This is a genomic window from Kaistia nematophila (genome assembly GCF_026343855.1).
GTDB classification, from domain to species: Bacteria; Pseudomonadota; Alphaproteobacteria; order Rhizobiales; family Kaistiaceae; genus Kaistia; species Kaistia nematophila.
Genome location: NZ_JAPKNK010000003.1, coordinates 116,997 through 137,042, shown reverse-complemented (window position 1 = coordinate 137,042; position 20,046 = coordinate 116,997). Strand labels below are relative to the sequence as shown.

Sequence of the window (20,046 nt, the reverse complement as noted above, 5' to 3'; positions counted from 1 at the left end):
CGGTCGCTACAAACGCCCGCACAATTCCTTCGGCGGGGCGCCTTCTATGCGCGCCCCCACTGTAGCAGGCGGGTCAGTTCATGAGCAGCGTCAACGACATCCGGTCGGCGTATCTCGGCTTCTATCAGAAGAACGGTCACGAGATCGTCGCGTCGAGCCCGCTCGTGCCGCGCAACGATCCGACCCTGATGTTCACCAATGCCGGCATGGTCCAGTTCAAGGACTACTTCACCGGCCGTTCCGCCGCGCCCTATCCGCGCGCCACGACGTCGCAGAAATGCGTCCGCGCCGGCGGCAAGCACAACGATCTCGACAATGTCGGCTACACCGCCCGGCATCACACCTTCTTCGAGATGCTCGGCAACTTCTCCTTCGGCGACTATTTCAAGGAGCGGGCGATCGAGCTCGCCTGGACGCTGGTCACCAAGGAGTTCGGCCTCGCCAAGGACAAGCTCTGCGTCACCGTCTACCACGACGACGAGGAAGCCTTCGGCCTCTGGAAGAAGATCGCCGGCCTCTCCGACGACAAGATCATCCGCATCGCCACCTCCGACAACTTCTGGCAGATGGGCGACACCGGCCCCTGCGGTCCCTGCTCGGAGATCTTCTACGACCACGGCGACCATATCCCCGGTGGCCCGCCCGGCAGCCCGGACGAGGATGGCGACCGCTTCATCGAGATCTGGAATCTCGTCTTCATGCAGTTCGAGCAGATCGCGCCGGGCAACCGCGTGCCGCTGCCGCGTCCCTCGATCGACACCGGCATGGGCCTCGAGCGCATCGCCGCCGTTCTGCAGGGCGTGCATGACAATTACGACATCGACCTGTTCAAGGCGCTAATCCGCGCCTCGGTCGAGGCGACCGGCGTGCCGGCCGAGGGCGCCAACCGCGCCAGCCACCGCATCATCGCCGACCACCTGCGCGCCTCGAGCTTCTTGATCGCCGACGGCGTACTGCCGTCGAACGAGGGCCGAGGCTACGTGCTTCGCCGCATCATGCGCCGCGCCATGCGCCATGCGCATCTGCTCGGCGCCGCCGAGCCGCTGATCTGGCGCCTGGTGCCGACGCTGGTCCGCGAGATGGGCCAGGCCTATCCGGAGCTGGTCCGCGCCGAGGCGCTGATCACCGAGACGCTGAAGCTCGAGGAAATCCGCTTCCGCCGCACGCTGGCGCGCGGCCTGACGCTGCTCGACGACGCGACCGGCTCGCTGACCCGTGGCGCGACGCTCGACGGCGAGACCGCCTTCAAGCTCTACGACACCTATGGCTTCCCGCTCGACCTGACGCAGGACGCGCTGCGCGCCCGCGGCATCGCGGTCGATACCGACGCCTTCCAGACCGCGATGGAGCGGCAGAAGGCCGAGGCCCGCGCCAACTGGGCCGGTTCGGGCGACACCGCGACCGAGACGGTCTGGTTCTCGCTGCGCGACAAGCTCGGTGCGACGGAATTCCTTGGCTATTCGGCCGAGGCGGCCGAGGGCAAGGTGCTGGCGCTGGTGCGTGACGGCGCCGAGATCGCCGAGGCGAAGGCCGGCGAGCCGGTGTCGATCGTCGTCAACCAGACGCCGTTCTATGCCGAATCGGGCGGCCAGGTCGGCGATGCCGGCCGCATCGTCACCGAGGCCGGCGCGGTCGTCGGGATCGAGGATACGCAGAAGCGCGCCGACGGCCTGTTCGTCCATATCGGCAAGGTGGAGAGCGGCGCGATCGCGACCGGCGACGCCGTGCGCCTGACGGTCGATCACGCGCGCCGCGGCACGATCCGCTCCAACCATTCGGCCACCCACCTGCTGCATGCGGCGCTGCGCCGCGTACTCGGCGACCATGTCGCGCAGAAGGGCTCGATGGTGGCGCCGGAGCGTCTCCGCTTCGACTTCAGCCATCCGAAGCCGATCGACGAGGCGGAACTCGCCGCCGTCGAGGAGATCGCCAACGCGATCGTGCTGCAGGACGCTCCGGTGGTGACCCGCCTGATGGATCGCGAAGAGGCGATGCATTCGGGCGCGATGGCGCTGTTCGGCGAGAAGTATGGCGACGAGGTTCGCGTCGTCTCGATGGGCGAAGAGAACGGCAAGGCCTATTCGGTCGAACTTTGCGGCGGCACCCATGTCGGCCGCACCGGCGAGATCGGCCTTGTGACCTTCGTCGGCGAAAGCGCGGTCGCGGCCGGCGTTCGCCGTGTCGAGGCGCTGACCGGCAAGGCGGCGCGCGATCATCTCGAACTGCAGGACAAGCGCCTGAAGGCCGTGGCGGCCGCGCTCAAGGTCCGTCCGGACGAGGCGGCGGAGCGGGTGCAGTCGCTGGTCGACGACAAGCGCCGCCTCGAGCGCGAACTGGCGGAAGCGAAGAAGAAGCTGGCGCTCGGCGGTGGCGGCGGCCAGGCGGCCGGCGACGGCGTGCGCGAGGTCGGTTCGGTGCGCTATCTCGGCCGGGTCGTGTCGGGGATTTCGCCGAAGGACTTGAAGGGGCTCGTCGACGACGCCAAGAAGTCCGTGGGCTCGGGCATCGTCGCGATCGTCGGCGTCTCGGATGATGGCAAGGCCGGCCTGGTCGTCGGCGTCAGCGAGGATCTCGTCGGCCAGTACAGCGCCATCGATCTGGTTCGCGCCGGTTCGGACGCGCTCGGAGGCAAGGGCGGCGGCGGCCGTCCGGACATGGCCCAGGCTGGCGGCCCGGATGGCGGCAAGGCGGATGCCGCGCTCGCCGCGATCGAGGCGGTTCTCGCCGGCTAAGCGGCCGGAGAGCGAAGGGTATACGGGTTCGCGCGGGCACCGCGCGAACCGAAGAGCACGGTGTTCGGCACCCAGGTGAGGATGGCGCTGTGGAAAATCTCGCGGCGGGCAGGGAACTCCTGATCTTCCTGGTCGCCGCGGGCATCGTCGTGCCTCTGTTCCAGTTCATGCGCCTCGGCGTCGTGCTCGGCTTCCTTATCGCCGGAATCGCCGTGGGGCCGGGCGGCTTCGGCCATCTGGCCCAGACCTGGCCGATCTTCGGCTACGCCGCGATCACCGACGTGACGCGGCTGCAGACACTCGGCGATCTCGGCGTCCTGTTCCTGCTCTTCACCATCGGTCTCGAGCTGTCGCTGGGCCGGCTCGCGTCCATCGGCAAGATGATGGTGCAGGTTGGCGGCCTGCAGGTGGTTCTCGCCACGGCCGTCATCTACGCCCTCGCCGCATGGGCCGGCTTCCAGTTCGACGATTCGCTGGTGCTCGGCATGGCCTTCGCCCTGTCCTCGACCGCCATCGTCACGCAGTCGCTGATCGAACGGAAGCGGTTGGTGGCGCCCTCGGGCCGCATCACCCTCGGCGTGCTGATCCTGCAGGACCTGACGGTCGTGCCGATCGTCATCGTGGTGGGCATCCTGGGCACGGCCGGAGCGACGGCGGGCGCTAGCGTCGGGCTGGCACTCGTCCAGGGCATCGGCATTGCCGTCGCCGTGGTCGTCGCCGTGCTCGCGCTCGGTCGATTCCTGATCAAGCCGCTGATGCAGCTCGCGGGCGCGACGGGGAACCGCACGCTGCTGATCGCCATCACGCTGCTGATCATCATCGGCGCGGGGGCGCTGACATCGGCGGCCGGGCTGTCCTCGGCGCTCGGCGCCTTCCTGGCCGGCCTCCTGCTCAGCGAGAGCGAGTATCGCCATCAGCTCGATGTCGATGTCGAGCCGTTCAAGGACTTGCTGCTCGGCCTGTTCTTCATGACGGTCGGCATGACGATCGATCTCGACATCGTCGTCCTGCAATGGTCGATGGTGCTGCTCGCTCTGCTGATGATGCTGGCGGTCAAGCTGGTGACGGCCTATGCCGCGGCGCGCCTGGTCCGCGTCGAGCGGCCCGTGGCGATCGAGACGGCCTTCCTGCTCGCCGGCGCCGGCGAATTCGCCTTCGTGATGTTCGCGCTTGCCTTCCGCGAGAAGGTCATCGATGCCGACGTCGCCCATTTCGCGACCACGGTCGCGGCGCTTTCCATGCTGTTCACCCCGGCGCTGGGGATCGTCGGCGGGCGTATTGCTCGATATCTCGAAAGCCGGCGAGATACGGCGAATCATGGCGTCCATGCCGACGAGGCGTTCTCCGACCATGTCATCATCGGCGGCTATGGCCGCGTCGGCGGCATGGTTGGGGGCCTGCTCAAGGCCGAGGGCATTCCCTTCGTGGCGCTCGATCTCGACATCGTGCATGTCGAGCGCGCCAAGAAGGACGGCCTCCCGGTCTTCTATGGTGACGCGACGCGCGTGGAAATCCTGACGCGGCTCGGCGCGGACAAGGCGGTGGCCTTCGTGGTGACGGCGGATGGCGGCGACATGGCGAAGCGCATGGTCGAGGCGATCCGAGTGCGCTGGCCCAACGCAACGATCCATGCGCGCGCCCGCAGCGTCGCGCATGCGCGCGAATTGCTGGATCTCGGCGCCACCCATGTCGTACCGGAGGCCTTCGAGGGCAGCCTGCAGCTTAGCGGCGAATTGCTGGCCGCGATCGGCTTGCCTTCGGAAGTGGTCGAGAGCCGCCTCTCGGGGGTGCGGGCGATCGTCGAGGCGCGGCTGAGCGAGGAGGGGCCCTATGCCTCCGATCCGAAAGCGCCTGCCGGGCCGCAGACGCAGCTCGGCGACGACTGAAGGCGCAGGGGCGACCGACGAGCGGTCGCCTTCGCGCCGACCGGGAAAGGGAGCCGCGCCGCGGCGGCGGGGCTCCCGCTCGAATAGGCCCCAGAGCATTTCACCGTTTCATTGAAACGGCGGAATGTTCCAAGGCCCTGTTTGGTCGCGTTTTCTTGGCGCGAACCGGCCGCCACCTCGCTCGAAAGCGCTCTAGTTGACCAGGAAGCCGCCATCGACCGGCAGCGCCACGCCGTTGATCATCGAAGCCTTGTCGGAAAGCAGGTAGGCGATCGTCTCGGCGACCTCGCGCGGCTCGATGAAGCGGCCGAGCGGGATGCGCGCCAGCATCGGATCGGCCTTGGCCGGGTCGCTCCAGGCCTTGACCGCCATCGGCGTCAGCGTCACGCAGGGATTGACCGCGTTGACGCGGATGCCCTTGCGGCCGAGTTCGTTGGCCATCACCGTGGTGAGCCCGTCGAGCGCGCCCTTGGAGGCGCAATAGGCGGCGTGGTCCTCGAAGCCGATCCAGGAGGAGAGCGACGAAACGTTGACGATCGAGCCCTTGATGCCGCGCTCGATCATGTTGCGCGCCGTCTCCTGGGCGACGATCGCCGCCGCGATGACGTTGACGTTGTAGAGGTGCTGGAAGCTCTCGACCTTGGCATCGAGGAACGGCTCCAGCGTCGTGGTGCCGGCGCAATTGACCAGGAGATCGATCGGCTGGGCGGCGCGGGCCGCCTCGCGCGTCGCGACAGGATCGGCGAGGTCGACGGCGTAGGTCTCGCAGCCGGTTTCGGCGGCGAGCGTCTCCAGATCCTTCGGATCGCGCGAGAGCGCCACGACGGTGGCGCCATATTCGGCCAGCAGCAGCACGGTGGCGCGGCCGATGCCCTTGCCCGCGCCTGTAACCAGGATGCGCTTGCCCTTGAATTCAGTCATCTATTTCCTCCCGATGTATTTGACGGGAGCCTAGCGCGAACCCGGCGGCAAATGCCATGGCCTTGAGCGGTTCGTTTCAGCATTCCCAGATCGTCAACGGCCCCAATGGTGCGAAGCCGAGATCGAGCGATCGGGCGAGATCGTCGCCGCGCTCATAGCCGATGAGGGGGAGATCGCCGGCAAGGCCGAGCGCGAAGCGCAGCGCCGCTGCCCTGCATGCTTCGTAGGCGTCGTCCGGGCCGAAGACGTTCGACCAGCCGAGCGCCCCGGGCGAGCGGTTCAGCGCCGCTCCGGCGACCACGGCATCGCCGCGCCAGCCGGCGATCAGCGTGATGGCGGGGTCGGCCAATAGAGGCGCGGCGAAGGGAGAGGGGGCGGGATCCGTTCCGGACCAGCCCGCCCGCCAGGCGTCGAAGTCGGCGGGCGTCGAAACGGTCCCCCAGTCGAGGCCGGCATCGCCTTGGGGAGCCGGTATCCCGGCCGGGCGGCCGATCCAGGTGGCGGAAAAGAGGGGCGCGAAGCCGAGCGGCGCGAGATCGAGCGCGGCGAAGCTGTCCTTCACCGCGAACCCGCCAGGGAGGTCGGCGGCGAGCGTCACTAGGGCGTCGAGCTGTGTTTGGTCATCGTCGGGGCGCAGTGTGACGGCGTTGGGGTAGAAGCGCGGCGCCGGGTTCCGGTTCAGCCAGACGCTTCCATCAAAGTGGCCCGCGAGGCCGTGTGCGCGAAAGACGGCGTCGCACCATCCGGCGTTGTTCAGGGCTGCAAGGCGGACGAGATCGCTCATCCGCCCTGCATCTCGTGGCGGCGTGCCGCCGTCAAGCGTCAGTCCTGGCGGCGATAGGTGCTCTGTCGCTCGATCATCCAGCCCGGATATTCGGCCGGCAGCGCGCTGACCTCGTCGAGGCGCTTCAGCTCCTCGGCAGAGAGCTGGACGGTGGTGGCGGCCAGGTTGTCGTCGAGCTGCTCGACGCTCTTCGCGCCGACGATCACCGAGGTGACGACTGGCTGGTGCAGCAGCCAGGCGAGCGCGATGCGGGCGACCGAAACGCCCTTGGCGTCGCCGATCTCGCGCATCACGTCGATCACGTCGAAGGCGCGGTCCTTGTTGATCGGCGGGAAGTCGAAGCTGGCGCGGCGGGCACCGTCCGGTCCCTTGCCGTCGCGATCATACTTGCCGGAGAGGAAGCCGCCGGCGAGCGGGCTCCACACCATCAGGCCGACCTTCTGGTCGCGCAGCATCGGAACGATGTCGCGCTCGAGGTCGCGGCCGGCGATGGTGTAGTAGGCCTGCAGCGAGGCAAAGCGCGCCCAGTCCTTGCTGTCGGCGATGCCGAGCGCCTTCATGATTTGCCACGACGCCCAGTTGGAGACGCCGACATAGCGGACATGGCCCTGGCGGACGAGGTCGTCGAGGGCGCGCACGGTCTCCTCGACCGGGGTCAGCGGATCGAAGCCGTGGATCTGGTAGAGGTCGATATAGTCGGTGCCGAGGCGCTTCAGGCTCGCCTTGACGGCGTCCATGATGTGGCCGCGCGAGGCGCCGCGATCGTTGGGGCCGGGGCCGGTCTGGCCGAGCGCCTTGGTGGCCAGCACGATGTCGGTGCGCTTGCGGCCGGAATTGACCATGGCGCGGCCGGTCACTTCTTCCGAGACGCCTTCCGAATAGACATCGGCCGTGTCGATGAAATTGACGCCGGCGTCGAGCGCGCGGGCGACGATGTTGTCGGCGACCGACTGGTCGAGCTGGCCGATCGCGGTCCAGAAGCCGCGACCGCCGAAGGTCATGGTGCCGAGGCAGATTTCGGAAACGAGAAGGCCGGTGCCGCCGAGTGTCTTGGTTCGCATGGGGAGATCCGTTCTGATGGAGGATGGCGCCGCGCCGGACGCCGATCGGGGAGGGAGATAGGGTATCTGTGCGGACGAGCCATGGTTCGTCCGGAGCGTATCGTTTACGCGACGGCTAGAAGCTGCCGTCGGTCGTGGGGGAGAGCGGGCGGGTCGCTTCGTACTCGCCCTGCAGCCGCTCGATCTTCGCTGCAAGGATGGCGGCGGCGTCGGTGCCGGCCGCATAGCGGAACGGCGGCTTCTCGCGCCCTGCGAGGTCGACGATGACGTCGGCGAGCTTGGCCGGATCGCCGGCCTGCTGGTGGTTGCGCTCGCGATAGCCGTTGCGGATCTGGGCCGAGACCTCGGCATAGTCGGCGATGACGTTGCTGCCGAAGCGGACCGACGTCTCGTCGAGGAAGTCGGTGCGGAAGAATCCGGGCTCGACGACGGTGACATGAATGCCGAACGGCGCCACTTCCTGGACGAGCGACTCCGAGAAGCCCTCGACGGCGAACTTGCTGGCGCAATAGAGCGAGCCGCCGAGGCCGCCGCGCAGGCCAGCGACCGAGGACAGGTTGAAGATGTGGCCGGCGCGCTGGCCGCGCATCACCGGCAGCACGGCGCGGGTGACGTTGAACAGGCCGAACACATTGGTGGCGAACTGGCGTTCGGCGTCGCCTGCCGCCGTCTCCTCGAACAGGCCGAGATGACCGTAGCCGGCATTGTTGACCAGCACGTCGATGCGGCCGAACTTCTGGATGGCGGCTTCGACGGCGGCGGTGATCTGCGCCGCGTCGGTGACGTCGAGGGCTAGCGCCAGCACGCGATCGCCCGCGTCGGCGAAGGCGTCGCGGATGGCGGCGGGGTCGCGCCCGGTGGCGACGACGCGGTCGCCCTGCCTCAGGGCTGCCTTGACGATCTCCGCGCCGATGCCGCGCGTCGAACCGGTGACGAACCAGGTCTTGTTCATGTCGAGCTCCTTCGCTTCATCCGGAAAGATGGGGCGCGGGCTGACAAAGCGTTACCAGGATGCTGCCAGCTTCTTGCACGATCCTCTCAGAGTGCCGATCTAGGCTGTTAGCCCGCTTGCGCCGCGCAGCCGGCGGATATTCTATCGGAGCCACCATGGAAGCCATGCATGAACTCCGCGCGCTGATCGAGCGCCATTGCACCGAAACCCGGTTCGAAACGGCGATCCCGCGTGTGACGCTGATGCGTTCCGCGAGCCAGACGGCGCCGACCCGCGTGCTCTATGAGCCGCTTTTCTGCGTCGTGGCGCAAGGGCGCAAGCAGGTGATGGTTGGCGACAAGGTCCTGATCTATGACACGGCGAAATATCTGGTCGTCTCGGTCGACCTGCCGGCCAGCGGCGCGATCCTCGACGCCAGCGACACCGAGCCCTATCTCGCCTTCAGCATGCGGATCGACCGCACCGCGCTCGCCTCGATGATCCTCGAACTGGCGGAGCATCTCGACGATGACGACGCGCCTTCGGCCGGCATGGCCGTCAGCCCGATCGATGCGGAATTGCTCGATCCTGTCATCCGCATGGTGCGCCTGCTCGACCGTCCCCGCGATTCCGGGATTCTATCCCCGCTGATCGAGCGCGAAATCCTCTATAGGCTGCTGACCGGCGCGCAGGGCCGCATGCTGCGCCAGATCGCGCTTTCCGACAGCCGGCTTTCCTGCGTCAATCGCGCGATCGACTGGATCAAGCACAATTTCAGCGAGGCGATCCGCATCGAGGGCCTCGCCGCGATCGCCGGCATGAGCGTCTCGTCGTTCCACCGGCATTTCAAGGCAGTGACGTCGATGAGCCCGCTGCAGTTCCAGAAGCAGATCCGCCTGCAGGAGGCGCGCCGGCTGCTGCTGGGCCAGCGCGCGGATGCCGGCAGCATCGGCTTCGCCGTCGGCTATGAAAGCCAGTCGCAGTTCAGCCGCGAATATAGCCGCCTGTTCGGCGAACCGCCCGGCCGCGACGCAGCGCGGCTGCGCGAACTCTCGGTTCTCGATCCCCAGCGCCTCTCGCAGCCGGTCTAGCGGTCCGGCTTGCCCTTGCTGCTCACTTCCAGTGAGATCGGAGGCGGGTGAAACGCCCTGGATCTCGCCTGGGAGGAAACGCCATGCGGCTCTTCGGTCGGAAAATATGGGCGGCAGCGCTCGCGGCCCTTGTCGGCCTCAATGCCATGGCGGCGCTCGCCGCCACGCGGACGCTGCACGGGGAGGTCGTCTATCGCGAGCGGATGGCGCTGCCGCCGGACGCCCGCGTCACGGTCCAGCTTCAGGACGTCTCGCTGGCCGACGCGCCGTCGAGGACGATCGCCGAGACTCGCTTCCGGGCGCGCGGCCAGGCGCCGATTCCCTACAGCCTCCACTTCGACGCCGCGAAGCTGCAGCCGCGCCATAGCTATGCGCTGCGGGCGACGATCTCGGTCGGCGACCGGCTCTGGTTTACCTCGACCAGCCGCCATGCGGTCGAGATCGGCGGTCCGGACCGGATCGACATCCCGTTGCAGCGCGTGGCTGGGCAGGCCCAGCCGCGCCTCGCTGCCGGGCCCGCCGGACGCTGGCTCGCCGAGGATATTCGCGGCGGCGGCGTCATGGACTATCTACAGACTGTCCTCGTCATCGCCCCGAACGGCAGGGTCAGCGGTTCGGGCGGCTGCAACTCCATGGGCGGCAGCGCTACGATCCGCGGCGACGGCATCCGCTTCGGCCGGATCGTCACCACCATGAAGGCCTGCACGCCTGCGGCGATGAACCAGGAGCGGAAATTCCTCGACGCGCTCAGGCAGGTTCGCCGCTGGCGCGTCGACGCCCCCCGTCAGAAGCTGATTCTGAGCGATGACGGCGGCCGGCCGATCCTCGTGCTGTCGAAGATGTAGGCCGCGCGCAGGCGACAAAGAAAAGGCCCCCACCTGGGCGGGAGGGGGCCTCGTTCATTTCGCGATAGGCTAGGGCTCAAGCCATCGCCTTGGTCAGGTTCTCGCTGACCTTGTCGAGGAAGCCGGTGGTGGAGAGCCACTTCTGATCCGGGCCGACGAGCAGCGCGAGGTCCTTGGTCATGTCGCCGGCTTCGACCGTGTCGACGCAGACCTTCTCGAGCGTCGTCGCGAACTTGGCGAGTTCGGCGTTGTCGTCCAGCTTGGCGCGATGGGCGAGGCCACGCGTCCAGGCGAAGATCGAAGCGATCGAGTTGGTCGACGTCTCCTTGCCCTGCTGGTGCTGGCGATAGTGGCGCGTCACGGTGCCGTGGGCGGCTTCGGCCTCGACGGTCTTGCCGTCGGGCGTCAGCAGCACAGAGGTCATCAGGCCGAGCGAGCCGAAGCCCTGCGCGACGGTGTCGGACTGGACGTCGCCGTCATAGTTCTTGCAGGCCCAGACGTAGCCGCCGGACCACTTCAGGGCCGAGGCGACCATGTCGTCGATCAGGCGGTGCTCATAGGTGATGCCGGCGGCCTTGAAGGCGGCGGCGAACTCGGCGTCGAACACTTCCTGGAACAGGTCCTTGAAGCGGCCGTCATAGGCCTTGAGGATGGTGTTCTTGGTCGACAGATAGACCGGGTACTTGCGCATCAGGCCGTAGTTCAGCGAGGCGCGGGCGAACTCTCGAATCGATTCGTCGAGGTTGTACATCGCGAGCGCGACGCCGGCGCCGGGGAACTTGAAGACTTCCTTCTCGATGACGGTGCCGTCCTCGCCCTCGAACTTGATCGTCATCCGGCCCTTGCCGGGAACCTTGAAATCGGTCGCCTTGTACTGGTCGCCGAAGGCATGACGGCCGACGATGATCGGCTGGGTCCAGCCGGGAACCAGGCGGGGCACGTTCTGGCAGATGATCGGCTCGCGGAAGATCACGCCGCCGAGGATGTTGCGGATGGTGCCATTCGGCGACTTCCACATTTCCTTGAGGTTGAATTCCTTCACGCGGGCTTCGTCCGGCGTGATGGTGGCGCACTTGACGCCGACGCCGACCTTCTTGATCGCCTCGGCCGCTTCGATCGTCACCTGGTCGTTGGTGGCGTCGCGATGCTCGATGCCCAGGTCGTAATACTGGAGGTCGAGATCGAGGTAGGGGTGGATCAGCTTGTCCTTGATGTTCTGCCAGATGATCCGGGTCATCTCGTCGCCGTCGAGCTCAACGACGGGATTGGCTACCTTGATCTTCGCCATGGAGGGGAACCTCGCTTCTGGGTTGACGGCGAAGCCTGCCGGCGGAAGGAGGTCGCGGGCGGAGCGGCGCCGAGGATGGTGCGGGCTCCCCTATAGCATCGTGCTCAAAACGCGCAAAGGCGGGCGGCGGCGAGAAGGGGGTGCGACATCGCCGCCCGGTTGCGGACGCGTCAGGGCTGGCCGGTCGGAGACAGCAGGGCGGAAAGCCTCGCGCGCCGCTTGCGCACGAAGCGCTTGAGCTGGGCGTGCCACTGGCGCGCGGCGCCGATATGCAGTTCCAGCCGGGCGTGAGCCGGCCAGTTGGAGCCATGAAGCGCGTCGAGGCTCGAACGCAGCAGCGGCTTCGGCAGGAATTCGGCCAGCTTGCGGGCGGTCCTGCTCGCGCCGAAGGTCGCGGCGAGATGGCGGACCTGTTCGTCGAGGAACTGGTCGCGCTTCCACTCCGCCAGATCCTGCCCCGACCTGAGCCCGCCCTGTTCGAACAGGACGCCCAACGCGGCCCAATAGCGCTTCTCGCCGATGCGAGCCGAAAAATCGGCGGCGTTGGCGACGAAGACCCGCATGATTTCGCGCATGCGCAGGACGCGGAACCTGGTCGCCGGCCCGGCGTCGCTGCCGAGAAAGGCGAGGCTCGGCACCGAAGCGGCGAAGTTGCTGCCGTGGATGCGATAGGTCGAAAGCGGCAGGTCGATCACGGCCGATCCGCCGAGGAGATGGCCGAGCCGGTTGTAGTGTCCATCGGCGGAGAGCTTGGGAAGGTCGGCCGCGCGGCACGCGGGGGCGAGCATGTCGAGGATGAACCGCCGATACATGTTCGCGGTGCCGGGCGACCAGGGCCATTCGGCCGAGAGAGGCTGGATCAGGCGCGTGTGGCGCGAGAGCACCGCAAAGGCGTTGTCGTCGATGGATGGCAGGCGCGGCACGATCTCTGCGGCCCGCAGACCCGTCGCGATTTCCTCGCGCCGCATTTGGGTCCGCGCCCGGTGGCCGTTGAGCATGGCGCCATCCGGCCCAGTCTCGATCGCCGTGCTGGAGGTGAACGCCACATTGAGACGGCTTGCGAGGTGAACCTGGATATGTGTCGAGGCGAAATTCGACAGCAGCGTGTCGTCGGAATCGACGAAGGCGACGAAATCGCCCGTTGCGTGTTCCAGCCCGAGAAGCGCGCCGCCGAGCGGCCCGAGATTGATGTCGGAATGGATGACCCGAAAGCGCGGGTCGTCGCCAACATGCCGTTCGATCACCTCGCGGCTGTCATCCGTCGAGGCGTTGTCGACGATCACGACCTCGAAGTTCGGATAGTCCTGGGCCTGGATCGAGTCGATCGTGCGGCCGACATAGCGGCCATAGTTCCAGTTACGGACGATGAAGGAGACCTTCGGTAGCTTTACCTCGCCCGCCGTCGCCAGCCTCGAGGTCGCTAGGCCGCCGATCGTGAGGGCCGTTTCCCGCCGGGCGATGCCAGGCGAGGCGAGGATGCCGGATCTTGAGGTCTCCAAACGGGTGAGCATCGATCGAGTCAGGCGCCTTGAAGCTGTCGATCGCAGTCAGCGTCTCGACAAGCTGCTGGGTGGATATGCTGAGCGGTTGTCCCGTAGCCGGCTTTCCGACCGACTTTCATTGGTATGCGCGCCTGTTTGGGCACGCAATGACTTGATTGGAATTTATCCAGAATAGTGGGTGGAAAACCGCTGCAACGGCGGGTAGGTCGCGGCCACAGGGTGTTTGGCTACCGGAGCGCTGCCTGACGGCGCTCCTGCCGCGTGAGTCGCCGGGGAGGCCGCGGCGAGTGCCGCCCGGGTTCTTCAGGCGTGTCCGGGCTGGCCCTGCCGGCGTCGGCCGCGGCGGGAGCGGAGATAAAGACGGAGATTCCCATGCATCTGGCGCAGGGCCCTCGATCGGATGGCCCAGTGTATGCGTAGCGGCAGGCGTTGGCCGTAGCGCCGATGCAGGATGGCCAGTACGGCGGATCGCGACAACAGCGCCTGCAACTGATGGATGGCCTCCCGCTCGCCCAGCGCGCCCGCGAGCTGCGCGAACGGCCCGTCCATCAGGCTGGCGATCTCGGCAGGATCGGGCATCGCGGCGCCGGGCTCGAGGCCCAGCATGGCGGCAAACGCGTCCCAGTAGCGCTTCGCCCCGATGCGGCGGGCAAACTCCGCCCCGTTCGCCGCCCAGACGCCGAGCTTGCCGCGGTCCCCCGCGACCGGCCAGTCGAGGCCGCCGGCGCTGGCGCCAGGGCCGGCATGAGCGTGCCGGGACGCTAGCAGGGGCAGACGGATCGCCGCCGAGCCGCCGAGCCATTGGCAGAGCGGCGCGAAATGCGCGTCCGCCGACGACGGGGAAGCGTCCGCCCCGTCCGGCGGGAGCAGCATGTCGATGACGAAGCGGCGGTATACCTGGATGGTCGCGGGCGAAGCCGTCCAGTCCCGTATCGCGGGTTCGACCAAGGCCGTGCTGGACGCCAGACGGGCGAAGGCGTCGTCGTCGAGGGATGCGAGGCGGAGGACGGGCACCGCCGGTTGCAGCCAGGGCCGGGGCGCAGGCATCTCCGCCGGCATGCGTCCGCCGGCCTGGATCGCCTCGTCGTCGCGCCGGGGGGAGGCTGTCAGGGCCACGTTGTGGCGGCTCGCCAGGTGCGTCTGGATATGCGCGGAGGCGAAGCCCGGCGAGGGAAGTTCGCTCGCGTCGAGAAAGACGACGAACTCGCCCTCCGCGGCCGCAAGGCCGATCGTCGCCAGCCGAAAGGAGCCGAGATCGGAAGAAGCGCCCACCCGCTTGAAGCGAGGATCGGCGGCGACCTGCGGGGCAAGCGCCGCAGGGCCATCGCCCGCAGGACCCGCCTCCACCACGATGACCTCGAAGCGGGGATAATCCTGGATCCGCAAGGCTTCGATGGCCGGGCCGAAATCCGAGCCGGGGCGGCCTGTGACGACGAAGGACAGCAAGGGCAGGCGGATGGCGCCGGGCATGGCCAGTTGGCCGGCCCCGACGTTCTGGATCGAGAAGTCAGATTTATCCATGGGTCCTCGTCTGGAACGATCCCGTCCGTACGGTCCGTTCCACGTAGTCGCTGCCGATCAGGCGATCTGCTTCCTTCGGATGTTCTTGCGGAACCAGCGTTCCTGCTTCTTGTTGTCCTTTCCGAACGACGCCCTTCCAGAATCGAAATGCTGCAGTTGCGGCGCCGTCACGCTCGAATTCCGGCCATGCACGCGATAGCCGGACAGAGGTTCGCTGAGCAGGATCGTGCCGGCTTCGGCGTGGCAGAACGGGGCGGCCGAGGCGTCGAGCGCGAACTTTACCTCGATCGGAACCCGGATCGCCGACATCAGCCGCTCGATGCTCCTTCTTCGATAGACGATCGATGTGCCCGGATGCCAGAACCAGCGCGACGGGCCCGCCGGCACCAGCGTCATCGCAAGCGGCAGGGGCGTCTCGTGCTGGGTCGGAACCTCGATATCCACCCAGCCCGGCCGCTCCGCTGCGTCCATCTTCCACCATTGCGGCATGTTGCCGGCGATGACGGTGCCATGCTTGTCGACCTGCAGCGTGTCGCCGCTCGACAGTCCTGCGCCATTGTCCACCAGCAGATGGGCGCGGACATGGTGGCTGACGAAATGCGGAAAGAGGAGATCGTCGGTATCGAGAAAGGCGACGAAATCGCCGGAAATGCGATGCTGCGTGACGATGTGGTGCGCGGCGCCGAGCTGGCCGATGTTCCGGTCGAGCTGAATGACGCGGACCTGCGGGTTCTGCTCGGCGAAGCCGCGGATCCGCGCCGCGCTGTCATCCTCCGAACCATTGTCGAGGACGATGATCTCCAGCGACGGATAGTCCTGCGCCACGGCTGATTGCAGCGCGACGGAGAGGTAGGCGCCATAGTTCCAGTTGATCGCGATGATCGTGACGAGCGGCAGCTTCGCGCTGCCGCTCACGCCATAGGCATGGCGCCATTCGGCATCCTTCATGCAGTGATGCGGCGCGCCGCCAGCGCCAGGGCGATGTAGCTCCAGCCCGTGAAGATCAGCGAGATGCCGGCCAGCGTGCCGGGCACCCAGAGGCCGGAGAATGGATATTGCAGCAGGATGAACAGGCCGGCGAGGAAGGCAATGATGCCGGCCGCCAGGATCCAGCCCCAGCCATCCATCGGACGGACGCGCATGGAGAGGGCGATCTGGAAGATGCCCTTGGCCATGAAGATCGAGGCGATGATCAGGGTGAGCGCGACGCTGCCGACGACCGGCGACATGTAGATCGCAACGCCGCCGATCAGGACGACGAGGCCGACCACGAGCTGCCAGAGGAAGCCGCCCCAGCCCTGGACGCTGAAGGCCTGGAAGATCTGGACGAGGCCGGCGATGACCAGGACAATGGCGAGGAAGATGGTCACGGTTACGCTGGAGATCAGCGGCATGGCGATGGCGAAGATGCCGCCGATCGCGAACACGATACCGAGAAACAGGAACCAGCCCCATTTCTCTCGCACGGTCGAAGAAAAGCTTCTATTGGCTGCCAGATCTGCGGGCATCTCAGGTTCTCCCCTAGGAGCAAGGTTGCGACTCACCCGAGTCGTACAACCTGCTTCGCGCCGCGCAAATATAGCGTGACCGCTTTCTATGGGCTAGGAGATGGCGAAACCAACATTATGCACGGACGAAATGGTCGATTCTGAACTTCTAGTCGACGGGCCCGCCGTCATTCTCGTCGAACCCCAGCTTGGCGAGAACATCGGCACGGCTGCCCGCGCCATGGCGAATTTCGGCCTGCGCGATCTCCGCATCGTCAATCCGCGCGATGGCTGGCCGAACGAGCACGCGCGCCGCGCCGCCAGCCGCGCCGACCATGTCTTCGATCGCATCCGCCTGTTCCAGACGGTCGAGGAAGCGGTCGCCGATCTCGGCTACCTGGTCGCGACCACGGCCCGTTCGCGCGAGCTCGCCAAGACCGTGCGCGGCCCCGCCTCGGCGGCCGGCATCATGCGCGGCCATATGGTGGGCGGCGTCCGCGCCGGCATCCTGTTCGGGCGCGAGCGTATCGGCCTGACCAACGAGGAGATATCGCTTGCCGACGAGATCGTGACGCTGCCGATCGATCCGCAGTTCGCTTCGCTCAACATCGCCCAGGCGGTGCTGATCCTCGCCTATGAATGGCGGCGTAGCGGTCTGGAGTCGGAGGAATCCGGGCTTCGCTTCACGACGCCGAACGACAGCCGGCCGGCGACCAAGCAGGAGCTGATCGGACTGTTCGAGCATCTCGAAGGCGCGCTCGACGCGGTCACCTTCTTCCGGCCGGCCGAGAAGCGTCCGGTCGTGGTGCAGACGCTGCGCGCCATGCTGCAGAAGGCGCAGTTCACCGAGGCCGATATCCGCACGCTGCGCGGCGTCGTCGCGGCGCTGGAAAACCGGCCGACCCGGCCGCGCAAGCGCGCCGACGGCACAGAAACCACCAGCCGCGAGGCCGAGGATTGACCGCCAGGCTGCTGGTCTTCGATTCGGGTATCGGCGGCCTCTCCGTTCTGCGCGAGATCCGGCGAAAACTGCCTTCGGCGGAGATCGCCTATGTCGCTGACGATGCCGCCTTTCCCTATGGCGACTGGGATGCCGCGCCACTTTCGGAGCACATCGTCGCCCTGATGGGGCGGCTGATCGAGCGCTTCAGGCCGGATGCAGTTGTGATCGCCTGCAACACGGCGTCGACGCTGGTGCTGCCGCCGCTGCGCGCTCTGCATCCGATCCCGTTCATCGGCACCGTGCCGGCGATCAAGCCGGCGGCCGAGCGCTCGAAAAGCCATGTCGTCGGCGTGCTGGCGACGCCGGGCACGATGAAGCGCGATTATACCCGCGAATTGATCCGCAGCTTCGCCACGGATTGCCACGTCCGGCTCGTCGGATCGTCCGAACTGGCGCCGCTCGCCGAGGCGGTTATGCGTGGCGATGCCGTCGATGACGGCGCCATCCGCGCCGAGATCGAACCGGCTTTCATCGAGGTCGAGGGGCGGCGAACCGACACGATCGTGCTCGCCTGCACGCATTATCCCTTCCTGATCGACCGCCTCGAGGCCGTCGCGCCCTGGCCGGTCGGCTGGATCGATCCTGCCGAAGCGATCGCCCGGCGGGTGCTGTCGGTGTTGTCGCTGACGGCAGAGCCGGCCGGCAGCCCGATGGTCGAGGGGCAGGCCTTCCTGACTTCCGGCAAGCCGTGGGCGCCGGCGCAGCTGCGCCTGCTGGCGCAGTTCGGACTTTCCGGCTCCGTCCGGGCCTGATGGCGGGGCGCCGCCGCGCCCCGCTCCGGCATTTCAGCCGCGATGCGCGTCCATCAGGATCTCGAACGAACGCTTGCGGTCGGCCGGGTCGTAGAAATCGGTCGTGACGATCAGTTCGTCGGCACCGGTCTGCTCGATGAACATGGCGAGCTTTTCCTTCACCGTCTTCGGCCCGCCGATGATGGCGACGCCGAGATGCGAACGCACATAGGCTTCCTCGCGCGGCTCCCAGAGGCCATCCATGCTGTCGACCGGCGGCATCAGCACGGTCGGCTGCCCGCGCACCAGATTGACCAGGCGCTGGTACTGCGTCGTCGCCTGATAATGCGCCGTCTCGTCGGTGTCGGCGGCGATCACCGGCAGTCCGACCATCACATAGGGCTTCTCCAGATATTCGGACGGCCGGAAGAAGTGCCGGTAGGTCTCCAGCGCGTCCATCAGGCGCTGCGGCGCGAAATGGCTGGCGAAGGAGAAGGGCAGGCCGAGCAGGCCGGCCAACTGGGCGCTGAAGGTGGATGAACCGAGCAGCCACACGGGCACGTTGGAGCCGGCGCCGGGAACGGCGCGCAGCTTTTGTCCCTCGGCCGCTGGCGCAAGCAGGGCGAGCAGTTCCTGCACGTTCTGCGGGAAGGCGTTGTCGTCGTCGGTCATGTCGCGGCGGAGCGCGCGCATGGTCATCGGGTCGCTGCCCGGAGCACGGCCGAGACCGAGGTCGATCCGGCCCGGATAGAGCGCTTCCAGCGTGCCGAACTGCTCGGCGATGACGAGCGGCGCATGGTTGGGAAGCATCACGCCGCCCGAGCCGACGCGGATCGTCGACGTGCCGCCCGCCAAATAGCCGATCAGCACCGAGGTGGCCGAGCTGGCGATGCCCGGCATGTTGTGATGTTCCGCCACCCAGAAGCGATTGTATCCGAGCGCCTCGACATGGCGGGCGAGGTCGAGCGAATTGTGAAGCGCCGCGGCGACATTGCCGTCCTGGCGGACGGGAGCAAGGTCGAGAACGGAGAGCGGAATGGCGGATGGCTGGGGCATGAAGAGGTCCGGTGGGGCAAGGATATCGGCTATGTGGGAAGCCAGGTCTGGAGGGGAAGACCATCCTCCTTCTTTTTTGTATGGATTGATACATTATTTCGCTCCCCAGTTCGCGGCCGCTGTGCGAGGTTGGTGGCGAGGCAGGACAGGGAGAGCCAGGCGATGATCGGGTGGGGCATTCTCGGGACGGGGTTCATCTCCGATACCGTCGCGGCGGCGATCGTCGGCAGCCCCGGGTCGCGCCTCGCCGCTGTCGCCGGGCGCGACATCGCCCGCACCCGCAAGTTTAGCGCCCGTTTCGGCGGCGATCGCGCCTATGCCGACCACGCCGAACTGCTGGCCGATCCGGCCGTCGACGTCGTCTATGTCGGCCTGCCGAACCATCTCCATCACATCTTCGTCGGCGAGGCGGCCGCCGCTGGCAAGGCCGTCCTCAGCGAGAAGTCGCTTTCCGTCGACATGGCGAAGAGCCGGGCTCTGGTCGATGCGGTCGCGGCGAATGACGTGTTCTTCGTCGAGGGGCTGATGTATCTCGCCCATCCGCTGATCGCCCGCTTCGTCGAGATCCTGCGCGACGGGCGGCTCGGCGCGGTCCGGTCGATCCATGCGAGCTACGCCGCCGACATCTGGCAGGTCGTCAATCCGCAGGGGCGCGGCACGCTCTATAATCTCGGCTGCTATCCGGTATCGCTGCTGCACCTGGCGGTGCAGACCGTCGCTGGTGAGGGCGCTTTCCGTGCTCGCCGTCAGACCGGCACCGGCACGATCTCGGCGCATGACGGCAATGTCAGCGAGGCGGCGCTGGCCGTGCGTTTCGAAAACGGCATCCTCGCCACCGTCCAGACGGCCGAGACATACGGCATGTATCCGGAATTCATCGTCGTCGGCGACCGGGGCAGCCTGCGCTTCCTCGACAGTCCCTGGCTGCCGCAGGCGGGTGCCGGCCGGCTGCTCTTCACCGGCTTCGACGGGACGATCGAGGAGATCGTCGTCGAGAGCGACGGGGATGCCTTCCTGCATCAGGTCCGCATGGTCGAGCGTAGCCTCGCAGCCGGCCTGAAGACGGCCGAGCGACCTTCGCCGAGGCCTGACGATTCCATCGAGATCATGGAAGTGCTGACGGATTGGGAGGCGGATATCCGCCGCACCTTGGCGGCGTCTGCCCGTTCCGTCGAGAATCCATAGATGTTCCTCAACGGCTTGGAGC

Annotated in this window: 17 protein-coding genes; 7 read left to right on the top strand and 10 right to left on the bottom strand. The window is 67.1% G+C overall.

The annotated features are described in order from the left end of the window. The first annotated feature begins 80 nt into the window (after nucleotides 1-80). Together alaS and OSH07_RS09175 are read left to right on the top strand one after the other, a co-directional pair. The gene (gene alaS, locus OSH07_RS09180) at nucleotides 81-2,732 is read left to right on the top strand and encodes an alanine--tRNA ligase (RefSeq protein WP_266338337.1); all 2,652 of its coding nucleotides are present in this window, start codon (nucleotides 81-83) and stop codon (nucleotides 2,730-2,732) included. 89 nt (nucleotides 2,733-2,821) lie between these two features. Continuing rightward, nucleotides 2,822-4,618: a cation:proton antiporter domain-containing protein gene (locus OSH07_RS09175; RefSeq protein ID WP_266338336.1), complete on the top strand. Its 1,797-nt coding sequence runs from the start codon at nucleotides 2,822-2,824 to the stop codon at nucleotides 4,616-4,618. Between the two features lie 192 nt (nucleotides 4,619-4,810). Here the strand turns inward: OSH07_RS09175 and OSH07_RS09170 are convergent, their stop codons facing one another. The 4 genes from OSH07_RS09170 to OSH07_RS09155 form a co-directional block, all read right to left on the bottom strand. Continuing rightward, the gene (locus OSH07_RS09170) at nucleotides 4,811-5,539 is read right to left on the bottom strand and encodes an SDR family oxidoreductase (RefSeq protein WP_266338335.1); all 729 of its coding nucleotides are present in this window, start codon (nucleotides 5,537-5,539) and stop codon (nucleotides 4,811-4,813) included. Nucleotides 5,540-5,615: 76 nt separating this feature from the next. Next, nucleotides 5,616-6,323, bottom strand: a complete 708-nt coding sequence (locus OSH07_RS09165; protein WP_266338334.1) for a hypothetical protein — start codon at nucleotides 6,321-6,323, stop codon at nucleotides 5,616-5,618. Between the two features lie 38 nt (nucleotides 6,324-6,361). Beyond that, nucleotides 6,362-7,384: an aldo/keto reductase gene (locus tag OSH07_RS09160; RefSeq protein ID WP_266338333.1), complete on the bottom strand. Its 1,023-nt coding sequence runs from the start codon at nucleotides 7,382-7,384 to the stop codon at nucleotides 6,362-6,364. A gap of 115 nt (nucleotides 7,385-7,499) precedes the next feature. Further along, a complete protein-coding gene (locus OSH07_RS09155; RefSeq protein ID WP_266338332.1) occupies nucleotides 7,500-8,336 on the bottom strand; it encodes an oxidoreductase in 837 nt (278 codons plus the stop codon). A 155-nt stretch (nucleotides 8,337-8,491) separates the two neighbouring features. On the opposite strand from OSH07_RS09155, the gene OSH07_RS09150 reads away from it, so the two are divergent. Together OSH07_RS09150 and OSH07_RS09145 are read left to right on the top strand one after the other, a co-directional pair. Beyond that, nucleotides 8,492-9,406 (top strand): AraC family transcriptional regulator, encoded by a 915-nt coding sequence (locus tag OSH07_RS09150; protein WP_266338331.1) that lies wholly within the window; start codon nucleotides 8,492-8,494, stop codon nucleotides 9,404-9,406. 83 nt (nucleotides 9,407-9,489) lie between these two features. Next, nucleotides 9,490-10,251, top strand: coding sequence for a YbaY family lipoprotein (locus OSH07_RS09145; RefSeq protein ID WP_266338330.1), 762 nt, complete (start codon nucleotides 9,490-9,492; stop codon nucleotides 10,249-10,251). Nucleotides 10,252-10,327: 76 nt separating this feature from the next. Here OSH07_RS09145 and OSH07_RS09140 read toward each other — a convergent pair whose 3' ends face one another. The 5 genes from OSH07_RS09140 to OSH07_RS09120 form a co-directional block, all read right to left on the bottom strand. Continuing rightward, nucleotides 10,328-11,539: an NADP-dependent isocitrate dehydrogenase gene (locus tag OSH07_RS09140; RefSeq protein WP_266338329.1), complete on the bottom strand. Its 1,212-nt coding sequence runs from the start codon at nucleotides 11,537-11,539 to the stop codon at nucleotides 10,328-10,330. Nucleotides 11,540-11,709: 170 nt separating this feature from the next. Next, the gene (locus tag OSH07_RS09135) at nucleotides 11,710-13,050 is read right to left on the bottom strand and encodes a glycosyltransferase family 2 protein (protein ID WP_266338328.1); all 1,341 of its coding nucleotides are present in this window, start codon (nucleotides 13,048-13,050) and stop codon (nucleotides 11,710-11,712) included. Between the two features lie 294 nt (nucleotides 13,051-13,344). Beyond that, on the bottom strand, nucleotides 13,345-14,562 hold the full coding sequence (locus OSH07_RS09130) for a glycosyltransferase family A protein (protein WP_266338327.1): 1,218 nt from the start codon (nucleotides 14,560-14,562) through the stop codon (nucleotides 13,345-13,347). A 57-nt stretch (nucleotides 14,563-14,619) separates the two neighbouring features. Then, on the bottom strand, nucleotides 14,620-15,510 hold the full coding sequence (locus OSH07_RS09125) for a glycosyltransferase family 2 protein (RefSeq protein WP_266338326.1): 891 nt from the start codon (nucleotides 15,508-15,510) through the stop codon (nucleotides 14,620-14,622). Next, on the bottom strand, nucleotides 15,507-16,070 hold the full coding sequence (locus OSH07_RS09120) for an HdeD family acid-resistance protein (protein WP_266338325.1): 564 nt from the start codon (nucleotides 16,068-16,070) through the stop codon (nucleotides 15,507-15,509). Before OSH07_RS09120 ends, OSH07_RS09125 begins: the two co-directional genes overlap by 4 nt. 130 nt (nucleotides 16,071-16,200) lie before the next feature. Here OSH07_RS09120 and OSH07_RS09115 point away from each other — a divergent pair, with 130 nt between their 5' ends. Both OSH07_RS09115 and murI read left to right on the top strand, forming a co-directional pair. Continuing rightward, nucleotides 16,201-17,010 carry an RNA methyltransferase gene (locus OSH07_RS09115; RefSeq protein ID WP_266338324.1) on the top strand — a complete coding sequence of 270 codons (810 nt, stop codon included), beginning with the start codon at nucleotides 16,201-16,203 and terminating at the stop codon, nucleotides 17,008-17,010. Continuing rightward, nucleotides 17,007-17,804 (top strand): glutamate racemase, encoded by a 798-nt coding sequence (murI, locus tag OSH07_RS09110; RefSeq protein WP_266338323.1) that lies wholly within the window; start codon nucleotides 17,007-17,009, stop codon nucleotides 17,802-17,804. The genes OSH07_RS09115 and murI overlap by 4 nt, the downstream gene beginning before the upstream one ends. Nucleotides 17,805-17,837: 33 nt before the next feature. Here the strand turns inward: murI and OSH07_RS09105 are convergent, their stop codons facing one another. Then, on the bottom strand, nucleotides 17,838-18,839 hold the full coding sequence (locus OSH07_RS09105; RefSeq protein ID WP_266338322.1) for an LLM class flavin-dependent oxidoreductase: 1,002 nt from the start codon (nucleotides 18,837-18,839) through the stop codon (nucleotides 17,838-17,840). A gap of 162 nt (nucleotides 18,840-19,001) precedes the next feature. Here OSH07_RS09105 and OSH07_RS09100 point away from each other — a divergent pair, with 162 nt between their 5' ends. Continuing rightward, the gene (locus tag OSH07_RS09100; RefSeq protein WP_266338321.1) at nucleotides 19,002-20,024 is read left to right on the top strand and encodes a Gfo/Idh/MocA family protein; all 1,023 of its coding nucleotides are present in this window, start codon (nucleotides 19,002-19,004) and stop codon (nucleotides 20,022-20,024) included. Nucleotides 20,025-20,046 lie beyond the last annotated feature (22 nt).

Bases quoted from the DNA above. Each gene is read 5' to 3' on its own strand.
- alaS (WP_266338337.1), top strand. From the start codon at position 81: ATGAGCAGCGTCAACGACATCCGGTCGGCGTATCTCGGCTTCTATCAG.
- OSH07_RS09115 (WP_266338324.1), top strand. From the start codon at position 16,201: ATGGTCGATTCTGAACTTCTAGTCGACGGGCCCGCCGTCATTCTCGTC.
- OSH07_RS09140 (WP_266338329.1), bottom strand. From the start codon at position 11,539: ATGGCGAAGATCAAGGTAGCCAATCCCGTCGTTGAGCTCGACGGCGAC.
- OSH07_RS09120 (WP_266338325.1), bottom strand. From the start codon at position 16,070: ATGCCCGCAGATCTGGCAGCCAATAGAAGCTTTTCTTCGACCGTGCGA.
- OSH07_RS09165 (WP_266338334.1), bottom strand. From the start codon at position 6,323: ATGAGCGATCTCGTCCGCCTTGCAGCCCTGAACAACGCCGGATGGTGC.
- OSH07_RS09125 (WP_266338326.1), bottom strand. From the start codon at position 15,510: ATGAAGGATGCCGAATGGCGCCATGCCTATGGCGTGAGCGGCAGCGCG.
- OSH07_RS09170 (WP_266338335.1), bottom strand. From the start codon at position 5,539: ATGACTGAATTCAAGGGCAAGCGCATCCTGGTTACAGGCGCGGGCAAG.
- OSH07_RS09100 (WP_266338321.1), top strand. From the start codon at position 19,002: ATGATCGGGTGGGGCATTCTCGGGACGGGGTTCATCTCCGATACCGTC.
- OSH07_RS09150 (WP_266338331.1), top strand. From the start codon at position 8,492: ATGGAAGCCATGCATGAACTCCGCGCGCTGATCGAGCGCCATTGCACC.
- OSH07_RS09130 (WP_266338327.1), bottom strand. From the start codon at position 14,562: ATGGATAAATCTGACTTCTCGATCCAGAACGTCGGGGCCGGCCAACTG.
- OSH07_RS09145 (WP_266338330.1), top strand. From the start codon at position 9,490: ATGCGGCTCTTCGGTCGGAAAATATGGGCGGCAGCGCTCGCGGCCCTT.
- OSH07_RS09135 (WP_266338328.1), bottom strand. From the start codon at position 13,050: ATGCTCACCCGTTTGGAGACCTCAAGATCCGGCATCCTCGCCTCGCCT.
- OSH07_RS09155 (WP_266338332.1), bottom strand. From the start codon at position 8,336: ATGAACAAGACCTGGTTCGTCACCGGTTCGACGCGCGGCATCGGCGCG.
- OSH07_RS09160 (WP_266338333.1), bottom strand. From the start codon at position 7,384: ATGCGAACCAAGACACTCGGCGGCACCGGCCTTCTCGTTTCCGAAATC.
- OSH07_RS09105 (WP_266338322.1), bottom strand. From the start codon at position 18,839: ATGCCCCAGCCATCCGCCATTCCGCTCTCCGTTCTCGACCTTGCTCCC.